This is a genomic window from Lentibacillus halophilus, assembly GCF_055395055.1.
Genome location: NZ_AP043750.1, coordinates 609,936 through 625,315, shown reverse-complemented (window position 1 = coordinate 625,315; position 15,380 = coordinate 609,936). Strand labels below are relative to the sequence as shown.

General features: G+C 39.0%; 14 protein-coding genes. 8 read left to right on the top strand and 6 right to left on the bottom strand.

Annotated elements, in window-relative coordinates; translation table 11 throughout:
* Positions 1-194 precede the first annotated feature (194 nt).
* Both ACZ5Q7_RS02875 and ACZ5Q7_RS02870 read right to left on the bottom strand, forming a co-directional pair.
* Complete coding sequence (locus ACZ5Q7_RS02875; protein WP_464432995.1) at positions 195-1,601, bottom strand: IS110 family RNA-guided transposase; 1,407 nt, start codon at positions 1,599-1,601, stop codon at positions 195-197.
* A 57-nt stretch (positions 1,602-1,658) separates the two neighbouring features.
* Positions 1,659-1,796, bottom strand: coding sequence for a hypothetical protein (locus ACZ5Q7_RS02870; protein WP_343754328.1), 138 nt, complete (start codon positions 1,794-1,796; stop codon positions 1,659-1,661).
* A 196-nt stretch (positions 1,797-1,992) separates the two neighbouring features.
* On the opposite strand from ACZ5Q7_RS02870, the gene ACZ5Q7_RS02865 reads away from it, so the two are divergent.
* Both ACZ5Q7_RS02865 and ACZ5Q7_RS02860 read left to right on the top strand, forming a co-directional pair.
* Positions 1,993-2,655 (top strand): AbiTii domain-containing protein, encoded by a 663-nt coding sequence (locus tag ACZ5Q7_RS02865; RefSeq protein ID WP_343754330.1) that lies wholly within the window; start codon positions 1,993-1,995, stop codon positions 2,653-2,655.
* Positions 2,655-2,852, top strand: coding sequence for a hypothetical protein (locus ACZ5Q7_RS02860; RefSeq protein ID WP_343754332.1), 198 nt, complete (start codon positions 2,655-2,657; stop codon positions 2,850-2,852). Before ACZ5Q7_RS02865 ends, ACZ5Q7_RS02860 begins: the two co-directional genes overlap by 1 nt.
* A gap of 585 nt (positions 2,853-3,437) precedes the next feature.
* On the opposite strand, the gene ACZ5Q7_RS02855 is transcribed toward ACZ5Q7_RS02860, so the two are convergent.
* The gene (locus ACZ5Q7_RS02855; RefSeq protein ID WP_343754334.1) at positions 3,438-4,049 is read right to left on the bottom strand and encodes a DUF2634 domain-containing protein; all 612 of its coding nucleotides are present in this window, start codon (positions 4,047-4,049) and stop codon (positions 3,438-3,440) included.
* A 388-nt stretch (positions 4,050-4,437) separates the two neighbouring features.
* Here ACZ5Q7_RS02855 and ACZ5Q7_RS02850 point away from each other — a divergent pair, with 388 nt between their 5' ends.
* The 3 genes from ACZ5Q7_RS02850 to ACZ5Q7_RS02840 all read left to right on the top strand — a co-directional run bounded on the left by ACZ5Q7_RS02850 (position 4,438) and on the right by ACZ5Q7_RS02840 (position 6,980).
* On the top strand, positions 4,438-5,196 hold the full coding sequence (locus ACZ5Q7_RS02850; protein ID WP_343754336.1) for a sporulation protein: 759 nt from the start codon (positions 4,438-4,440) through the stop codon (positions 5,194-5,196).
* 153 nt (positions 5,197-5,349) lie between these two features.
* Complete coding sequence (locus tag ACZ5Q7_RS02845) at positions 5,350-5,487, top strand: hypothetical protein (protein WP_343754338.1); 138 nt, start codon at positions 5,350-5,352, stop codon at positions 5,485-5,487.
* 647 nt (positions 5,488-6,134) lie between these two features.
* The gene (locus ACZ5Q7_RS02840; RefSeq protein WP_343754340.1) at positions 6,135-6,980 is read left to right on the top strand and encodes an Abi family protein; all 846 of its coding nucleotides are present in this window, start codon (positions 6,135-6,137) and stop codon (positions 6,978-6,980) included.
* Positions 6,981-9,151: 2,171 nt separating this feature from the next.
* On the opposite strand, the gene ACZ5Q7_RS02835 is transcribed toward ACZ5Q7_RS02840, so the two are convergent.
* Together ACZ5Q7_RS02835 and ACZ5Q7_RS02830 are read right to left on the bottom strand one after the other, a co-directional pair.
* Complete coding sequence (locus ACZ5Q7_RS02835) at positions 9,152-9,559, bottom strand: PBECR3 domain-containing polyvalent protein (protein ID WP_464433081.1); 408 nt, start codon at positions 9,557-9,559, stop codon at positions 9,152-9,154.
* Between the two features lie 316 nt (positions 9,560-9,875).
* Entirely contained in the window at positions 9,876-11,069 is a 1,194-nt protein-coding gene (locus tag ACZ5Q7_RS02830) for an IS256 family transposase (RefSeq protein WP_464432734.1), read from the bottom strand.
* A 172-nt stretch (positions 11,070-11,241) separates the two neighbouring features.
* Here ACZ5Q7_RS02830 and ACZ5Q7_RS02825 point away from each other — a divergent pair, with 172 nt between their 5' ends.
* Together ACZ5Q7_RS02825 and ACZ5Q7_RS02820 are read left to right on the top strand one after the other, a co-directional pair.
* The gene (locus ACZ5Q7_RS02825; protein ID WP_343751071.1) at positions 11,242-12,021 is read left to right on the top strand and encodes a hypothetical protein; all 780 of its coding nucleotides are present in this window, start codon (positions 11,242-11,244) and stop codon (positions 12,019-12,021) included.
* A 342-nt stretch (positions 12,022-12,363) separates the two neighbouring features.
* On the top strand, positions 12,364-13,122 hold the full coding sequence (locus ACZ5Q7_RS02820) for a sporulation protein (protein ID WP_343751072.1): 759 nt from the start codon (positions 12,364-12,366) through the stop codon (positions 13,120-13,122).
* A 507-nt stretch (positions 13,123-13,629) separates the two neighbouring features.
* On the opposite strand, the gene ACZ5Q7_RS02815 is transcribed toward ACZ5Q7_RS02820, so the two are convergent.
* Positions 13,630-13,881 carry a GIY-YIG nuclease family protein gene (locus ACZ5Q7_RS02815; protein ID WP_464433079.1) on the bottom strand — a complete coding sequence of 84 codons (252 nt, stop codon included), beginning with the start codon at positions 13,879-13,881 and terminating at the stop codon, positions 13,630-13,632.
* 76 nt (positions 13,882-13,957) lie between these two features.
* Between ACZ5Q7_RS02815 and ACZ5Q7_RS02810 the strand changes: the two genes are divergently transcribed.
* Positions 13,958-15,244 (top strand): IS110 family RNA-guided transposase, encoded by a 1,287-nt coding sequence (locus ACZ5Q7_RS02810; protein ID WP_464432921.1) that lies wholly within the window; start codon positions 13,958-13,960, stop codon positions 15,242-15,244.
* The last annotated feature ends 136 nt before the right edge of the window (positions 15,245-15,380 follow it).

Below are 15,380 nucleotides of genomic sequence, written 5' to 3'. Positions count from 1 at the left end.
GTATTATTCGTACTTGAAGGACAAGATCCATAGTGCTGTCCCGCGAGGTCATAAGCCTCAGTCCCCTTGTACAATGTGATCTAACGTCCTAGAGGAGCCCTACTTTTTTACCGGTTGTCTAACTTATAATGTCATTCATGGGTACTCTTGAATCGTCTTTTGCTCATCCTAAGCACCTTGTGTACGCTTGATTTTTAGGCAGATGGTTGCTCGGCTAAAACAAATCGATCATAGAATTCTTTGACATTAGCTATACGCAGCTTCTTTTTAAGTTCATGATATAATACATAATTATTATGCTGTGCTTGATACAGGGTCTGCTTACGAATCATCGCAAACGCCAGTCGTATGGTTCGATTTCCTAATGCAATGTAAGCTTGATTGACGTGTTTACCGCGTTCTTTAAGCTTTTGATAATGGTTATTCATGGCAGGGTTATTATGGGCAACAGATTTTCCAACTTGGTACGTAACATCTCTAAACGTTTTTCTTCCTTGTTTCGAAACACCGTGATAGGAGGCTTTGTGCCATCCTGATTGTTTTACAATGGGATTTGTGCCGGCCATTTTAATTAATTGCCCCGCATGTTCATAATCTGATAGATCCCCCATTTCCGCAGCTAGTTCTGCTCCAGTGACAAGCCCAATGCCAGTGATACTAAGAAGTACGGCACTTTCAGTTTGTATAAATGAATCTTCTATTTTACCTTCCAGGTTGCTGATCTGCTGGTCTAATAAATCTAGTTGATCCAAGTTCTGGCTGAGCAGAAATATCTCTGTTTCAACTGCCTGTTTGGGCTGTGAGATAGAATTTTCCGCCAGTTTTAATAGAATATCAATAGAATTTTCCCGTATTTTTAAATTTTCCCTTATGGAAATGTCGCGCAACCCCTCGGCACCTAACGTAAGAATATCAGACGGATGAGGGTAATAACGCATGATATAACGGGATGCTTTCCCAAAGAATTGAGAGAATGGTTTCATGTATGTTCGCTTGCCTTCAACCCAAATGTTCTTCCCTTGCATCTCACGAAATATTTGATCCATATGAGAACGAATAAGATTTTGCAGAGCTGTTCGTTCTTTTACCAAAGAGCGCCGTGCACGAGTAAGCTTTTGTAGCTGTTGACCATTTCCCGAAGGCCATTCTCCAAATGTTCCTTTGCCATTTATAATGGTTTGGACTATCACCATTAAATCCAGGTTATCTGTCTTGGACCAATTCAAAAGTCCTTGTCTTTCTTGTGCCGTTGTGGCTGCATTAAGAATGCGTACCTGATAACCTTCCTGATGGCAACGCCTGACTACATCTTCATAATAATGCCCCGTTGTCTCAATGCCGACCACAATTTCTTTAATATCCTCATGCTTCTCCTGTTGAATAAATGATTTTAGCGACTCAAAGCCCGTTTCCGATGCATCAAATTCAAAAGGCTTAACCAGCACATCTCCATAAAAATTACATATCATCGCTTTATGCGTATATTTAGCTGCATCAATTGCAACAATCAACATATGATCTATACCTGTTTCCTTAATAAAACCTGCCCATCTACTTCCATTTTTACCTTTGATATGATTAAATAATGAATATACCATCATTTTCGTCTCCTTTGTGGAATAGTAATTGGAAGTTCTGTGCTAGGTTCTTCTATTTTACTAGAAAATGGTGGTCTTTTTTAATAACGTGCATCGTTTATTTTCCATACTAGTCCCCCACCGCTTTAAGGAATTGACGGATAACCCTTCCTTTTCCCGTAAAAAATTGATATAGTCAACTTGAGCCATTGCTAGCATCCTTTCATTCCTCCCCCATGTTTATTGGTCTTTACATGCAGGAGGTTAATAGATTTTGGGATGACTGGCAAGGCTCTTTTTTTATAATGGCAATTGTGTATTTTTACGCTGCCGATTTATGTAATTTTATTCTGCCATAAACACACTAAAAATAGTATAAAGGTAGTAAGAAGAAAATGATAGGAGTTGAAAAAGAATGTCAAAGAGTCAAATTCTAAAAGATCTTGTAGGCGGGGAAGAAAGGCTTGAAAGTGTACTTATGAGGCTGAAGGTAATTTTAGCTGACCTTGAAAATGAAGAAATAAATAAGTGGATTAATAGTGAAATACAAGGGTATGAAACAGTAAATGATGTACCTCCTTATCGTGTACTTAAGGGTCGCCCTATTGGAACGTATATGCTAGGGAATCTGAAGCATACAAACGCTTCGATTCCTCTTAATCATATAAGTACAGAGCTTAGAGAGCAGATGCTAACTATTAATATAACAGATGGCGCTCTTGGCATAAAAAGTTTATTAGATAGTACAAGTGAAGTTGGCAGACCTGTTCCTGCTGAAGTCTGTCAACGACTATCTCATGTTGGCTTTTATTTATCGGGAATGAGAATCGAGGTTAGCCCAAATCAACTTCAGGGGATAGTAGCCAATATAAAAAACAAGGTAACTAATATTATTATGAAATTAGAGAAAGACTTTGGAAACTTGGACTCCTTGGACGTTTTTTCTGGAGAAGGTTCTCCGAAGGAATTAGAAAGTATTCAACAATATATTATTTCTGTTATTTATGATAATTCCATTACTATTGGAGACGAAAACAAAATAAAAACTAGTAATGTTGGTCATAAGGGTGAAGTGTAATGAGCATTAAGATAGGTGATAGGAATAAGTTTAAAAATTCTAATGTAGGTCATATTTACTCTACTCCCCCTAAGAAAAAAGGCTTTGCTTCTAAGCATCCTATTATCACTGGATTTATAACTTCTTTTATTGTAGGTTTTATTCTCTTGTTTTCCTTTTGGAATAAGCTTGTTAACTGGATTGAAGAGCTATTCTAATATTGGGGTCTGATCGCGCGTACGAGCAGTACTTCAAACCCAACCACTAACGGATAAGCTCCGTGGAGAGAAATCTCTGCCGGGCTTTTCTTTTTCCTTCTGTATTTATGAATAACGAAAAAGAGCAAAATCGCAGCAGCTGTGCTCTCAAATCACTCCCGCTCCCAATTCCCGTTCACAATCCGGGCATTGTCATTTCACAATACGGCCTTCCTCTATACTTGATATGCCGACTTTTCTAGTAAAATGAGTTGCACCGTAGTGATGTTGTATTTCCTCGGGTATCGGTTCATCCTGTAGAGCTGCCCTGCAAAAACGGCAAAATTCCTTGTTATCATTAAGTCTTCTAATTTTCCTCATCCCTTTCAGTGAGTCCTCATTAGGCATGGTTAGTCCCAGATTGCCCGTTATAAGAACTAGAAACTTATGAATACGCAAAAGCGTTTGGTGTAGAAGTAGTTCTAAACCAAATTAATAGGTATTTAATCATTTCATTGTCTCTTTCCATTCCCATTCATATCCCCTCCCATCTATCTATTCGACAAGAGAGGACAAAGCCCTTTACTTTGGACAAAAAACTCAATCTCATTCTTTATGCCTCATTTTGCTTGGTATAACAATAGCTTTTATTTTTACAATCTCATGAATTCCTTTTAAACCCAACTCAATCACTATTATGTTTTTATCTTTTACTTTTTTAATTGAGTGAATTTCTTTAATCCATTCTTCTTGGTTTTTCATTATTTCTTTTGCAACAATAAAAGCCATTGATTTAAATTCTCCTTCGCTGTTAGCATCTGTTAATATATAACTAACACCGTAGTTTGTGCTGTATATTTCATACTTGTCTCTCTCAGTGTTTAATAATTTTATGATGCCCTGCTCAAACGCATCAAACCCATCTATCATTTTTGAAGAGTCAATAACGACATCAAAACCTTCTTCATTCATTGTCATTTTCCAAGTTTTTTTGTAATCCGATATTTTCTTAATTATTTTATCATCATTGAGCATAGGATTTTCTGGTTTCCAAATGTAGTAAAATAGTCTTTTTTTATTTTCACGATAACTCTTGAATTTATTCCATACTGTTCTTCCTAAAAAGCTCACTAGACTTAATATGATACCCGTTAATAACCCTTGGATAAAATCAAAGGTAACAATATCTTTAACAATATCTTTAATAATATCTTCCATTATCAAGTTACCCCCTCATCCCTATAATACGATAAGGAGGGCAATTTAACCATGGAAGCACAGGGATGGTTCTTTTGCTTCATCAAGAACCATCCCTTGAGCAATATCGGGGCCAGTCCCCCGCCGCTTTAAAGCGCTAAAGCAGTCGGAATCCAGTGGACGTCCTGTGGAGTGAAACTCTCTGCAGGGCTTCTTTTTTGGCTTTAAATTATGGTTTCTGAGGTATCGGTGTAGTTTGAACTTATATCGGGGTCAGGTTAATTTGCTGAAAAATTTTGTGAAGAATGGTAAATGAAGTATTAATTTTTTGAATACGGAAAACATAGTAGGATTATCTTCCCGCTATGTTGAAAATATAAATGAAGTGATTAAATAGGGGGATTATGACATGTTAAAAAAATGGCTTGCAAGCGTGGGAATTGGAAGTGCAAAAGTTGATACACAGCTTGATAACGACCGGCTTGTACCGGGAGAAGAAGTCAGTGGAAAAATTGTTATTGAAGGTGGTAGCACCGAACAGCAGGTTGATCAGCTGAATTTGTTCTTGATGACGGAAGCAGTTCGAGAAGTAAACGACAGAAAAGTGCATGAAGACGTTAAGCTGGATTCTTTTGCTGTAGGTGATTCGTTTACCATTGGTGAAGGGGAAAGCAAAGAAATTGACTTCAGTTTCACGCTTCCTGTGCACACCCCACCTACGATAGGAAAAACGAGTGTGTGGTTTCAGACTGGAATGGATGTGCCAAACGCAATCGATCCAAAAGACAAAGATTTTATTAACGTTGAGCCGCACCGGAATATGAATACCGTATTGGAAGCCTTGACAAATGAACTTGGATTTCGTATGCGTAAAGTGGAAATGGAGTATTCCAAACGTCATCGCTATGTTCAAGAGTTTGAGTTCATGCCGGGTAGCGATTTCCACGGTGATTTGGATGAATTGGAAGCAATGTTTTTTATGAAAGAGGACAGAGTCGAACTTATCCTTCAGGTTGACCGTCGTGCAAAAGGACTGGGCGGACTGCTTTCAGAAGCATTGGATATGGATGAGGATTTTGTAAGTGTTTCATTCACAGATAGTGAAATCAACCAAGGTGTCCATTCAGTAGCAGACAAGCTAAGGACAACGATTCAGCAGTTCACTTAACATATCGGAGCCAGTTTCTCGCTGCTTGGGGTCAGTCCCCCGTTGCTTTAAAGCGCTAAAGTGGGCGGGAACAGTGGAAGTCCTGCAATATCGGGGACAGTTCCCCGCTGCTTGGCAGGTATCAATCGTAAAGACTTGAAAAGGTATATCCGAATGACAGGCGAACGGGCCAAAATTGATGCAAAAGCAAGTCAGTCCTATATCATATACCAGAATAATGAGGGAAGGACTGTAAAGGAATATTATAACGGAGACATTGCCATACAGGATGACTCGGATAAAAATGAATGACATTCAACCGACTTTGTTTGTGTTCGCCGGTAATAATGGAAGCGGCAAAAGTACTGTCCGAAATTTAATTGCATATCGGATTCAGTCTCCCCATAGTCGTCCGTCCATCTAGAAGAGACAAGCAAGGGTCCATTAGCTTATATACAGCCCTTTTGGGTCGGAGACAACACATCTCCATAAAAATTACATATCATCGCTTTATGTGTATATTTAGCTGCATCAATTGCAACAATCAACATATGATCTATACCTGTTTCCTTAATAAAGCCCGCCCATCTACTTCCATTTTTACCTTTGATATGATTAAATAGTGACTATACCATCATTTTCGTCTCCTTTGTGGAATAGTAATTGGAAGTTCTGTGCTAGGTTCTTCTGTTTTACTAGAAAATGGTGGTCTTTTTTAATAATGTGCATCATTTATTTTCCATACTAGTCCCCCGCTGCTTAAGAGTTGATAGCTATGGCTTCGTTAGTTGCAAGTAAAGAGAAATACACCGTTGCGTATAAAGTTATAAATTAAGTAGAAAATTAAGTGGAATTATAACTATTATATACTAAAAAAATTAATGTTATTATATAGATATGTATAATGTTGCACTATTATAAGGAGTGGCATTCGTAACTAAGGGAGGGCTAGAAAAAATTTGGTTAAAGGGAAACGAACTGATGGATTAATGATACATTTAAGAGATAATGCAGGTATTAATATTAGTGGTAGTAAACAAAAACAGGAGTTATTAAATATAGGGTATTATCATGGTTATAAAGGTTATCGTTTCATAAAAAAGTCAACCAATCCTATTCCTTTTACCGACTTTGATGAAGTTTCAGCGATTTATAATTTTGATATGAACTTAAAAACGCTTTTTTATCCATATATCATGACAATTGAAACAGCAGTAAAAAACTACACGTTAAACACATTGGTTTCCTTTGGAAAAATGGATTTAGAATCAGCCTTTAAAAACTTCTTTAACGACTATAGAGCAGAAATAACTAATAGCCAACAACACAAAAATAAAATGAAGGATTATTTGAAACTACAGAAAAAAGTTTACAGCCAAATTCAGTTTAATTATCCTAAAAATGAAATTATTACTCATCATTTACATAATGGGGATGCGATTCCTTTGTGGGCAGTTTTTGAAGTATTGGATATGGGGAATTTTGGGTTGCTTTTGAAATGTCTTAATAAATCTATTCGAATCAAAAATTGCCAAAATTTAGCTTTAACACACGCCTCTTTAGAAGATGATGGAAGATTGATTGAAAATATTATATTTAATCTGAAGGGCCTTCGAAATGCTATTGCTCATAATAATGTGATATTTGACTGTAGATTTAGTGGTAATACAAACGTAAATCGTAATCTCAAATCATATGTGAATTTGGAGACAGAAATTAAAGGTATTCATTTTAAGCAACTCATTGATTATATGATTTTAATAGTAATTTTGTTAAAAAATTGGGAAAATCAAAAACTGAATTAAAACAAACCATAAGCAATTTTAAAGATGAATCGGAAAAATTAAGAAGTTCAATTCCAGTATCAGTGCATAACCAGATTGTCGGTACAGACCTTAATGTGAAATTAGAAGGTCTAAAAAATTATGTTTAAACATTATTTTATATTTGTACATAATAAGATAATATGGTATCATACTAATTAGTAATAGCGGTGAATAGCTAAGGCTTTCACCTAAGGAGACTGGATGCGTCCGGTCTCCTTTTTAATATCGGGGTCAGTCCCCCGCTGCTTTAAAGTGCTAAAGTAGGCGAATATAGTGGAAGTCCTGTGGAGAGAAAGTCTCTGCGGGGCTTTTTTCGTTTGGTTGACATAAATAGGGATTATGGGGAAGCATGTCCCTTCCGATGACAAGGTGGAATTCGTTAAAGGAACCGCCGGGGTTCATCTATTATAGAGAACTGGTGCCAGACACTGATGCCACTCAAGCGGTATCGGTTTTAATATCGGGGGGTAGTCCCCATAGCCGTCAGATGGCGATGAATAGGATGTAGCATGCGGGCTTAAAAAGGGTGGCGTCTCGTTAACTCTCATTTTGTATTTTTATAGCTTTTTATGGGGGATATTGATACAATCAGTTTTAGCAACGATATAAAGCGGATGGGCGGTTGACCACTTCCCGAAAAGAAGGGAGGTGGTAAAAATGACAACATATGAAGCACTAATGATTGCACTCACATCAAATTTGGTTTTGATAGGAGTCTTAACATTTGTCATGAACAGAAAAAAGTAACCGTCCTCCGCCTCGACCAAAGGTTAGGATGGGTTACTTTTTTCTAAAGTATTACTTAACTTGTTGGTCAGCCGCTCTTCTTGCGGCTTGAATGTTGCTAATTGACTGGGCGCTCACAACGCTCAGTCTTTTTTATCATATGTTGATTATGTCTATATTATACATGAATTGCTGGTATTAATGCAATTGGTTAAGTATCAGTCGCCGGAATACCGGGGACAGCGTGAATATCGGGGACAGCCCCCCACAGCATTATTGAAATGCATTAACGTGTAAAGCGATGGGGGACTGGCCCAGTAATGCTAACATTGAGCTGTATCATGGGACGGAAAATGTCGGTTTGCCAGCCGGCGTCAAAGGCACAACCTTCAAACGCGCACGTACTAAACTGTAGGATAAGGGCTATATCACAGTGACACCGGGGCAGCGGTAACCAGGCCGCCACCTATCGAATGATTTCGCAATTAGAACATTTGAGCAGCAAGGAAGCCCACCTGACAGCGCAATGCCATAGCCCGGTTGTAGTGATTAATCCCGTGAAATATCGGGGTCAGTCCTCCGCTGCTTTAAAGACCGACTGCAACTTTAAAGCATTAAAGTCCGTTGTCTGTCATCATTTTTACCTAATAAAATTGATGGTTTTATATATCCCTGACATTTCATACAAATGTAATAAGAGGGGTGGAATGTTTAAATGTATATGAAACTTTGCATGAATAGTGGAATTGAATATATAATCACTGATGTCGATGTAATAGAAGACTTTTTAGATTATTTGAGAGATAAAGCAGTTCCAAATTACTTTTTCGAAGTACTAAACCAAGTGTACGTAAATCCATCCCATATATCATCCATCGAATTTGAGGAAAACTAATTCATTAGCTAGTGCCTAGTAACTTTTTTTGTATCGCGGGCCTGTCCCCCACCGCTTTAAAGCACTAAAGTGATTGGGTATGGTGGAAGTCCTGTGAAGAGAAAATCTCTGCAGGGCTTCTTTTTTGTTCTGTAATACACACCTCATTTAGACTTGTCAGGACGATTAAAGCCGTTTTATGAGTATGGAGAAAAACGTGGATTAGTTCGTTTGTATTTGAAAGAAGACGTGGAGCGTTAATGAGGAACAATTGGCAACACTTCATAAGCAGCAAAAGAATTAAATAATTGGAGGGATATAATAGTGTGTGTATTAGAACATGCAAAAAGCCCCTATCTTGAAAGAAAGGGGCTAAGCGTTCATTGTAAAGGTTAATGGCAGGGCGGTGTATCCTGCATCTCTGGTAACTATACTGATGAAAGTGTAGCGCGTGGGGTACCTTTCCCACCTCATTAACCCTTACACTATATATTATGTCCTTACAGGTTTATTATAAACCATTTATGGTACATATACAAGCGAATTTGATTTAAAAAAAGGATGAAAACGGATGTATTCTCCCCGTATTTAATCGACCTTGTATCTTTTTATCCCCATTTTTCAAAATAAAAAATGTTCCTAAAAACAAATCGGTTGACGGCTTCAATTTGATGGCAATTAGTATCCTGTCTCCCATAATACTATATAATTCAACGCTATCAGGCTCGTCTGGGTTTTGTCCGGCATAATCGGGACTAGAAATCATATTCGGTAGATTTTCATGGTATTTAATAAAGTCATCCCAGTGTCCACGTTTCTTAAGATGTTTCAAAACACCTGGTGGCAAATACACTTCATAGGAACTACATTTTATTCCGTAGTATTTAACAATAACTTTGGGAATAATCCCAACAAGTTGGGATTCTGTTGCATGTGGGTTGATTTTTATATATGACATTTCATAACTACCTTTTCTATTAGCCATCATTTTTATCGTATTAAATTTAGCTTATCACGATGGAGTATCAACATGTAAGGTTTTAATAAAATATCAGATTAAAAAGGTTATTAAAATTTATTGAGGATATGGATGATTCGTAAGTCTTCTTTCATTGCAAATTCAATTTTCTTCTCACATCAAAAAGTTATTATTAGAAACATTTGGTGTTTAATATTATCTATAACCCTATATGTAGTACCATTTAGGGGGCGTCAACAAGTTTGTGTAAATGACCCTATCCCTTTTGAATTTCGTTAGCCAGTGTTTTTATCGTTTAAACTTTCTCCTCTAGCGATTCAAACATTTGCAGTAATTCAGGCTTTGCCTTTCCAAAGCCTCTGTGGCACCGCATGCCAAACTTATGGTTATAATCTAAAAACTGGGTCACCAGGAAACGTTCCAGGGCATCTTCATTGGGAAATTGTTCTTTGCGTTTGACGTAACGTTTGATTTCTTTATTAAAACCTTCGATGAGGTTTGTTGTATAGATGCTGGGTCGGATGGATGCCGGAAAATCATAGAACGTTAATAAGCGGTCCTGTTTCATCACCGCATCGACAGCACGTGGATACGTCTTATGCCATTTGTCTTGAAATTGGTCCAGGGCATTTAGAGCCTCCTGGCGGCTTTCAGCCTCGTAAACAGCCTTGAAGTCATCCAGAATGGCGGCACGATCTTTCACACGCACTTTATTAGCGATATTGCGGGAAACATGAACACAGCACACCTGATGTTTAGCTTTTGGGTAGACGCGATGCAGCGCATCCGTCATACCGTTCAAGCCGTCTGAAATAAAAAGAAGAACGTGCTCGACACCGCGTTCAGATAAACGCTGGACCAGCTCTTCCCACACCTCGGCAGATTCCGTTGGGGCGATGGTAAAGTCCAGCACTTCTTTGCCGCCATCTTCTGCGATGCCAATGGCAATATAGACCGATTCTTTTTCAACGCTTTGGCGCCGGATCGGAATTTGCGTGGCATCCAGATAGATGCAGACATAACGCTGTTCCAGCGTTCGCTCATGAAAAGCCTGCACATCTTCTGACACGAGACGAGTCAGGTTGGATACGGTCTGTTTAGAATAATGCTGGCCATACATCTTTTCGATTAAATCGGCGATTTCATCCGTCGTGATGCCCTTTTCGTACAAATGGATGATAAACTGTTCCAGTGTGTCGTTGGAACGTTTATAGGGCGTCAGAGTTTGTTGCTGAAAGGCACCGTTGCGGTCTCTGGGAATATGCAGCTCAAGGTTGCCGTATTCCGTTTTGAACGTCCGGCCGTAAAATCCATTACGGGAATTACCAGAGTTAACGCCAGCCTGCTCATAAGGTTCATAGTCCAGAAAAGCCGTTAGTTCATGTTTTAAAAGCTGATTGATCGCCGTTTCCAAATGGCAGCGAAAAACTTCTTCAATATCTTGTTTTTGGGCTAGTGCTTCAAGCAAATCTGTAGTAAGATGGCTCATAGGGAAGACCTCCTGTGGGTTTGTTGTGACTAACTCTATTCTACAGGAAAGGGTCTTCCTTTTTCTATGACCATCTTTCATCATAGCCGTTTACACAAACTATGTTACGCTCTCACCATTTATTAGTTTAGCAGATACAATTAAGATATCTATTAGGTCACAGGATAATGATGTGGATGTAGAGTTTGATCCTGCGTCTAATTCATTCTATATTGATACAGAAAAGAATCCTGACGCCTTCAAAGTCGATGATGAGGTAACGGTAACATTCTTGCATGACGCAACAGGTCTTAAAGAAACCAAAACCTTAACTGTTGTATCAGGTGCACATCTTGATAGCCTATCTTTAGGTGATGTTGAACTGCCTGAAGACACAAACATGATCACAGAAGATCTTGAAGGCGTGAAAGTGCCATATACGGCTCAGGATCAGTATGGTAACGAGATGAATCTAGAAGATAATGCTAATAATGTAGAAATGATTTCTTCTGATTCCAATATCGTGGATACAAGTGATGTAAGTTTTGTTACAGAAGATGACGAGACGAAATTGAACGTTGCCAAATTTGGAGATAAAACAGGAACAGCTACAATTACACTTCTAAACAAAGTGAATGGCGAAACAGCCACTGTTACATTTGATGTCAATGAAGAAGCTGGCACGCCATATGCTGTAACATTGGATGATTCAGCAACAAAAATCTCCAAAGGTGGTTCCAAAGTTGTTGGCTTGAATGTTATGGATAAATACGGCAATGAAGTCGATCCTGATGATTATGTTGGCAAAGATGACTTCACCTTAACTTCAACAAATGACAGTGTTGTTAACCCAGAGAATAAAATATTGGGGTCAGTCCCCCGCTGCTTTAAAGTGCTAAAGTGGACGGATAAAGCGGAAGTCCTGTGGAGAGAAAATCTCTGCAGGGCTTTTTCTTTTGGGTTACATAAATAGAGGTTATGGGAAAAACAAATGATTATACGGAAATGGATTTATTACATGCTACCGGCGGATGATTAGTTACGGTCTATCAACTGTTCCCGCTTTCAAATACATTAGGTAGAAGTGCGTAAAACTGTAATTTTGATTGCTATTTTGTGATATATCGGGGTCAGTCCCCCGCTTAACGATTCACCGTTAAAAAATAGGAGTATATCGGGGTCAGGTTAACTTGCTGAAAATTTTGTGAAGAATGATAAATGAAGTATTAATTTTTTGAATACGAAAAACATAGTAGGATTATCTTCCCGCTATGTCGAAAATATAAATGAAGTGATTAAATAGGGGGATTATGACATGTTAAAGAAATGGCTTGCAAGCGTGGGAATTGGAAGTGCAAAAGTTGATACACAGCTTGATAACGACCGGCTTGTACCGGGAGAAGAAGTCAGTGGAAAAATTGTTATTGAAGGTGGTAGCACCGAACAGCAGGTTGATCAGCTGAATTTGTTCTTGATGACGGAAGCAGTTCGAGAAGTAAACGACAGAAAAGTGCACGAGGACGTTAAGCTGGATTCTTTTGCTGTAGGTGATTCGTTTACCATTGGTGAAGGGGAAAGCAAGGAAATTGACTTCAGTTTCACGCTTCCTGTGCACACCCCACCTACGATAGGAAAAACGAGTGTATGGTTTCAGACTGGAATGGATGTGCCAAACGCAATCGATCCAAAAGACAAAGACTTTATTAACGTTGAGCCGCACCGGAATATGAATACCGTATTGGAAGCCTTGACAAATGAACTTGGATTTCGTATGCGTAAAGTGGAAATGGAGTATTCCAAACGTCATCGCTATGTTCAAGAGTTTGAGTTCATGCCGGGTAGCGATTTCCACGGTGATTTGGATGAATTGGAAGCAATGTTTTTTATGAAAGAGGACAGAGTCGAACTTATCCTTCAGGTTGACCGTCGTGCAAAAGGACTGGGCGGACTGCTTTCAGAAGCATTGGATATGGATGAAGATTTTATAAGTGTTTCATTCACAGATAGTGAAATCAACCAAGGTGTCCATTCAGTAGCAGACAAGCTAAGGACAACGATTCAGCAGTTCACTTAACATATAGGGGTCAGTCCCCCGCTGCTTTAAGGTGCTTCTATTTTACTAGAAAATGGTGGTCTTTTTTAATAACGTGTATCATTTATTTTCCATACTAGTCCCCACCGCCCGAACGGAACGGAAAACTGGATCGTTATCTTGGTAACGCCTAAATGAACGGTTTTGCGTTTCTTATGGTGAATGATAACAAATACATATAAGATCTCGAATTTTATCGTTAGCTATTTGTGGCAGTTCATAAAACTAGGGTTAAAAGTAAACACAAGATTATGGCTTTAAGAAGTCAATTGTCTCTTTATATCCATTACTACGAAAAGAAGCATCTCCCAACACCAAGAGCTAATCAAGCATTCAGACAACCATGGGTCTTTATTTCAAAAACATCCAGTATTTGGATATCAGTTCTTAACAAATCAAATGCAACATCCTCAAATCGCAGTTTTAAACTAGAGTACTAGAAAGTGGCAGGATAATACAATCCCTTGTCGAAGCTAGGTGAGGTGCTTATCACTTCCCTTTGTTTTCTATAGTTAATTGTCGTTTGATCCATTTCCAATCTTCCTCATTTAAATGAAAAAATTCACTCTTTTCCGTGGTATCGTATTGATTAACATGTCTTTTTTCTGCAAAAAGTTTATGAAACTTTTTCTCTACTTTTACTGGTTGATCGGTACGAATTAAGTGAATGACTTCTAAATTATAGGAGCATTCCTGTAATGAAAAAATTTGATGTGAAATCGACGAAAACGCCAAATGCATAAAAAAGTCCCCCTTGGTACGATGGAGAGTGTCATTGCAATGACCTCGAATTTAGTACCGAAGGAGGACTTCTACCATGGATTCTACACAAAATCATCGCTTAGCGCAAATCAATGACCAAACATTAATTATCGGGATTGATATAGCCAAACGCAAACATGTGGCTCGAGCGATAGATGATCGGGGCCGAGACCTCGTTAAACGGTTGGTATTTACCAATTCGCAGCAGGGTTTTTCAAACCTTATTGAATGGGCTGATAACTTGTCCAGTGACCACAAGCGCCCCAACATTATCATTGGAATGGAACCAACCGGTCACTACTGGCTGAATCTAGCCTATTACTTGAAAGACCGGGGTATTCAAGTGGTTGTCGTCAATCCGATGAAGGTTAAACGGTCCAAGGAAATGGATGACGATTCACCAACGAAAAATGACACCAAAGATGCCAAAGTTATTGCTCAGATCATACGTGATGGCCGTTATCATGAACCGACCTTACCGGAGGATGTGTACGCTGAATTGCGTGAAGGCATGAAACTCTATGACATGATCCAAGAGGATATGTCCTCGGTCAAAGCCCAAATGCATAATGCGTTAGACCGATACTTTCCAGAGTTTCTCGATGTCTTTAAAGACTGGACTGGAAAGGCTGCCCTCCATCTATTGGAACGAGGCTATTTACCGGAAGATATCCGTAAAGCTTCGGAAGAAGATTTGCTTCTTGAAGTCAAGAAGGCCGCCAAACGCGGTGTGGGCATCAAACGCATTCAGGATTTGAAACAGGCGGCTGAAGGCAGCATTGGCCTCACAGTGGGATTACAAATGGCACGTCAGGAAATGCGTTATTTGATTGATCAGTATAAAGCTCTTGAAGCACGTCTTATAGCTCTTGAAGCACAACTGGAAGACCTTGTTCGTCACATCCCTGGAGCTGATCAGATGATAGCCATTAAAGGTGTCAGTGCCATAACAGTCGCCGGTTTCTTCGCCGAAGTTGGTGATTTATCGAATTATCGGGATCCACGCCAAATCATTAAATTAGCGGGACTCAATCTAAAGATGAATCAATCAGGGATGTTCAAAGGCCAAACAACCATAACTAAACGAGGACGCAAACGATTGCGAAGCTTACTCTATCTAGTGGCACGCCCATTATCCCTGCACAATGAAGGATTCAAGCAACTATACCGTTATTATCGTTATCGATCCGATAATCCGTTAACAGGAAAACAATCATTTATCGCGTTAAGCCGAAAACTCATCAAAATCTTTTATGTATTAGGGACACGAAAGTGTACGTTCCAAGAAGAACGCATGATTCGTGACATCCCCATGATGTCGACGTTACAGGACGTTGCTTAAGAAGGCACACAGCTATCGTTCTGAACCATCTTTTAACAATTGAAGCACGGATTAGCCGGTCGATATTCCATCCGTTAGGGCATAGACCCACCTTAGGAGCATTTCCGGCATCCACCATGGTCAGGTTGAACGAAGG

Bases quoted from the DNA above. Each gene is read 5' to 3' on its own strand.
- ACZ5Q7_RS02875 (WP_464432995.1), bottom strand. From the start codon at position 1,601: ATGATGGTATATTCATTATTTAATCATATCAAAGGTAAAAATGGAAGT.
- ACZ5Q7_RS02870 (WP_343754328.1), bottom strand. From the start codon at position 1,796: ATGCTAGCAATGGCTCAAGTTGACTATATCAATTTTTTACGGGAAAAG.
- ACZ5Q7_RS02865 (WP_343754330.1), top strand. From the start codon at position 1,993: ATGTCAAAGAGTCAAATTCTAAAAGATCTTGTAGGCGGGGAAGAAAGG.
- ACZ5Q7_RS02860 (WP_343754332.1), top strand. From the start codon at position 2,655: ATGAGCATTAAGATAGGTGATAGGAATAAGTTTAAAAATTCTAATGTA.
- ACZ5Q7_RS02855 (WP_343754334.1), bottom strand. From the start codon at position 4,049: ATGGAAGATATTATTAAAGATATTGTTAAAGATATTGTTACCTTTGAT.
- ACZ5Q7_RS02850 (WP_343754336.1), top strand. From the start codon at position 4,438: ATGTTAAAAAAATGGCTTGCAAGCGTGGGAATTGGAAGTGCAAAAGTT.
- ACZ5Q7_RS02845 (WP_343754338.1), top strand. From the start codon at position 5,350: ATGACAGGCGAACGGGCCAAAATTGATGCAAAAGCAAGTCAGTCCTAT.
- ACZ5Q7_RS02835 (WP_464433081.1), bottom strand. From the start codon at position 9,559: ATGTCATATATAAAAATCAACCCACATGCAACAGAATCCCAACTTGTT.
- ACZ5Q7_RS02830 (WP_464432734.1), bottom strand. From the start codon at position 11,069: ATGAGCCATCTTACTACAGATTTGCTTGAAGCACTAGCCCAAAAACAA.
- ACZ5Q7_RS02820 (WP_343751072.1), top strand. From the start codon at position 12,364: ATGTTAAAGAAATGGCTTGCAAGCGTGGGAATTGGAAGTGCAAAAGTT.
- ACZ5Q7_RS02815 (WP_464433079.1), bottom strand. From the start codon at position 13,881: ATGCATTTGGCGTTTTCGTCGATTTCACATCAAATTTTTTCATTACAG.
- ACZ5Q7_RS02810 (WP_464432921.1), top strand. From the start codon at position 13,958: ATGGATTCTACACAAAATCATCGCTTAGCGCAAATCAATGACCAAACA.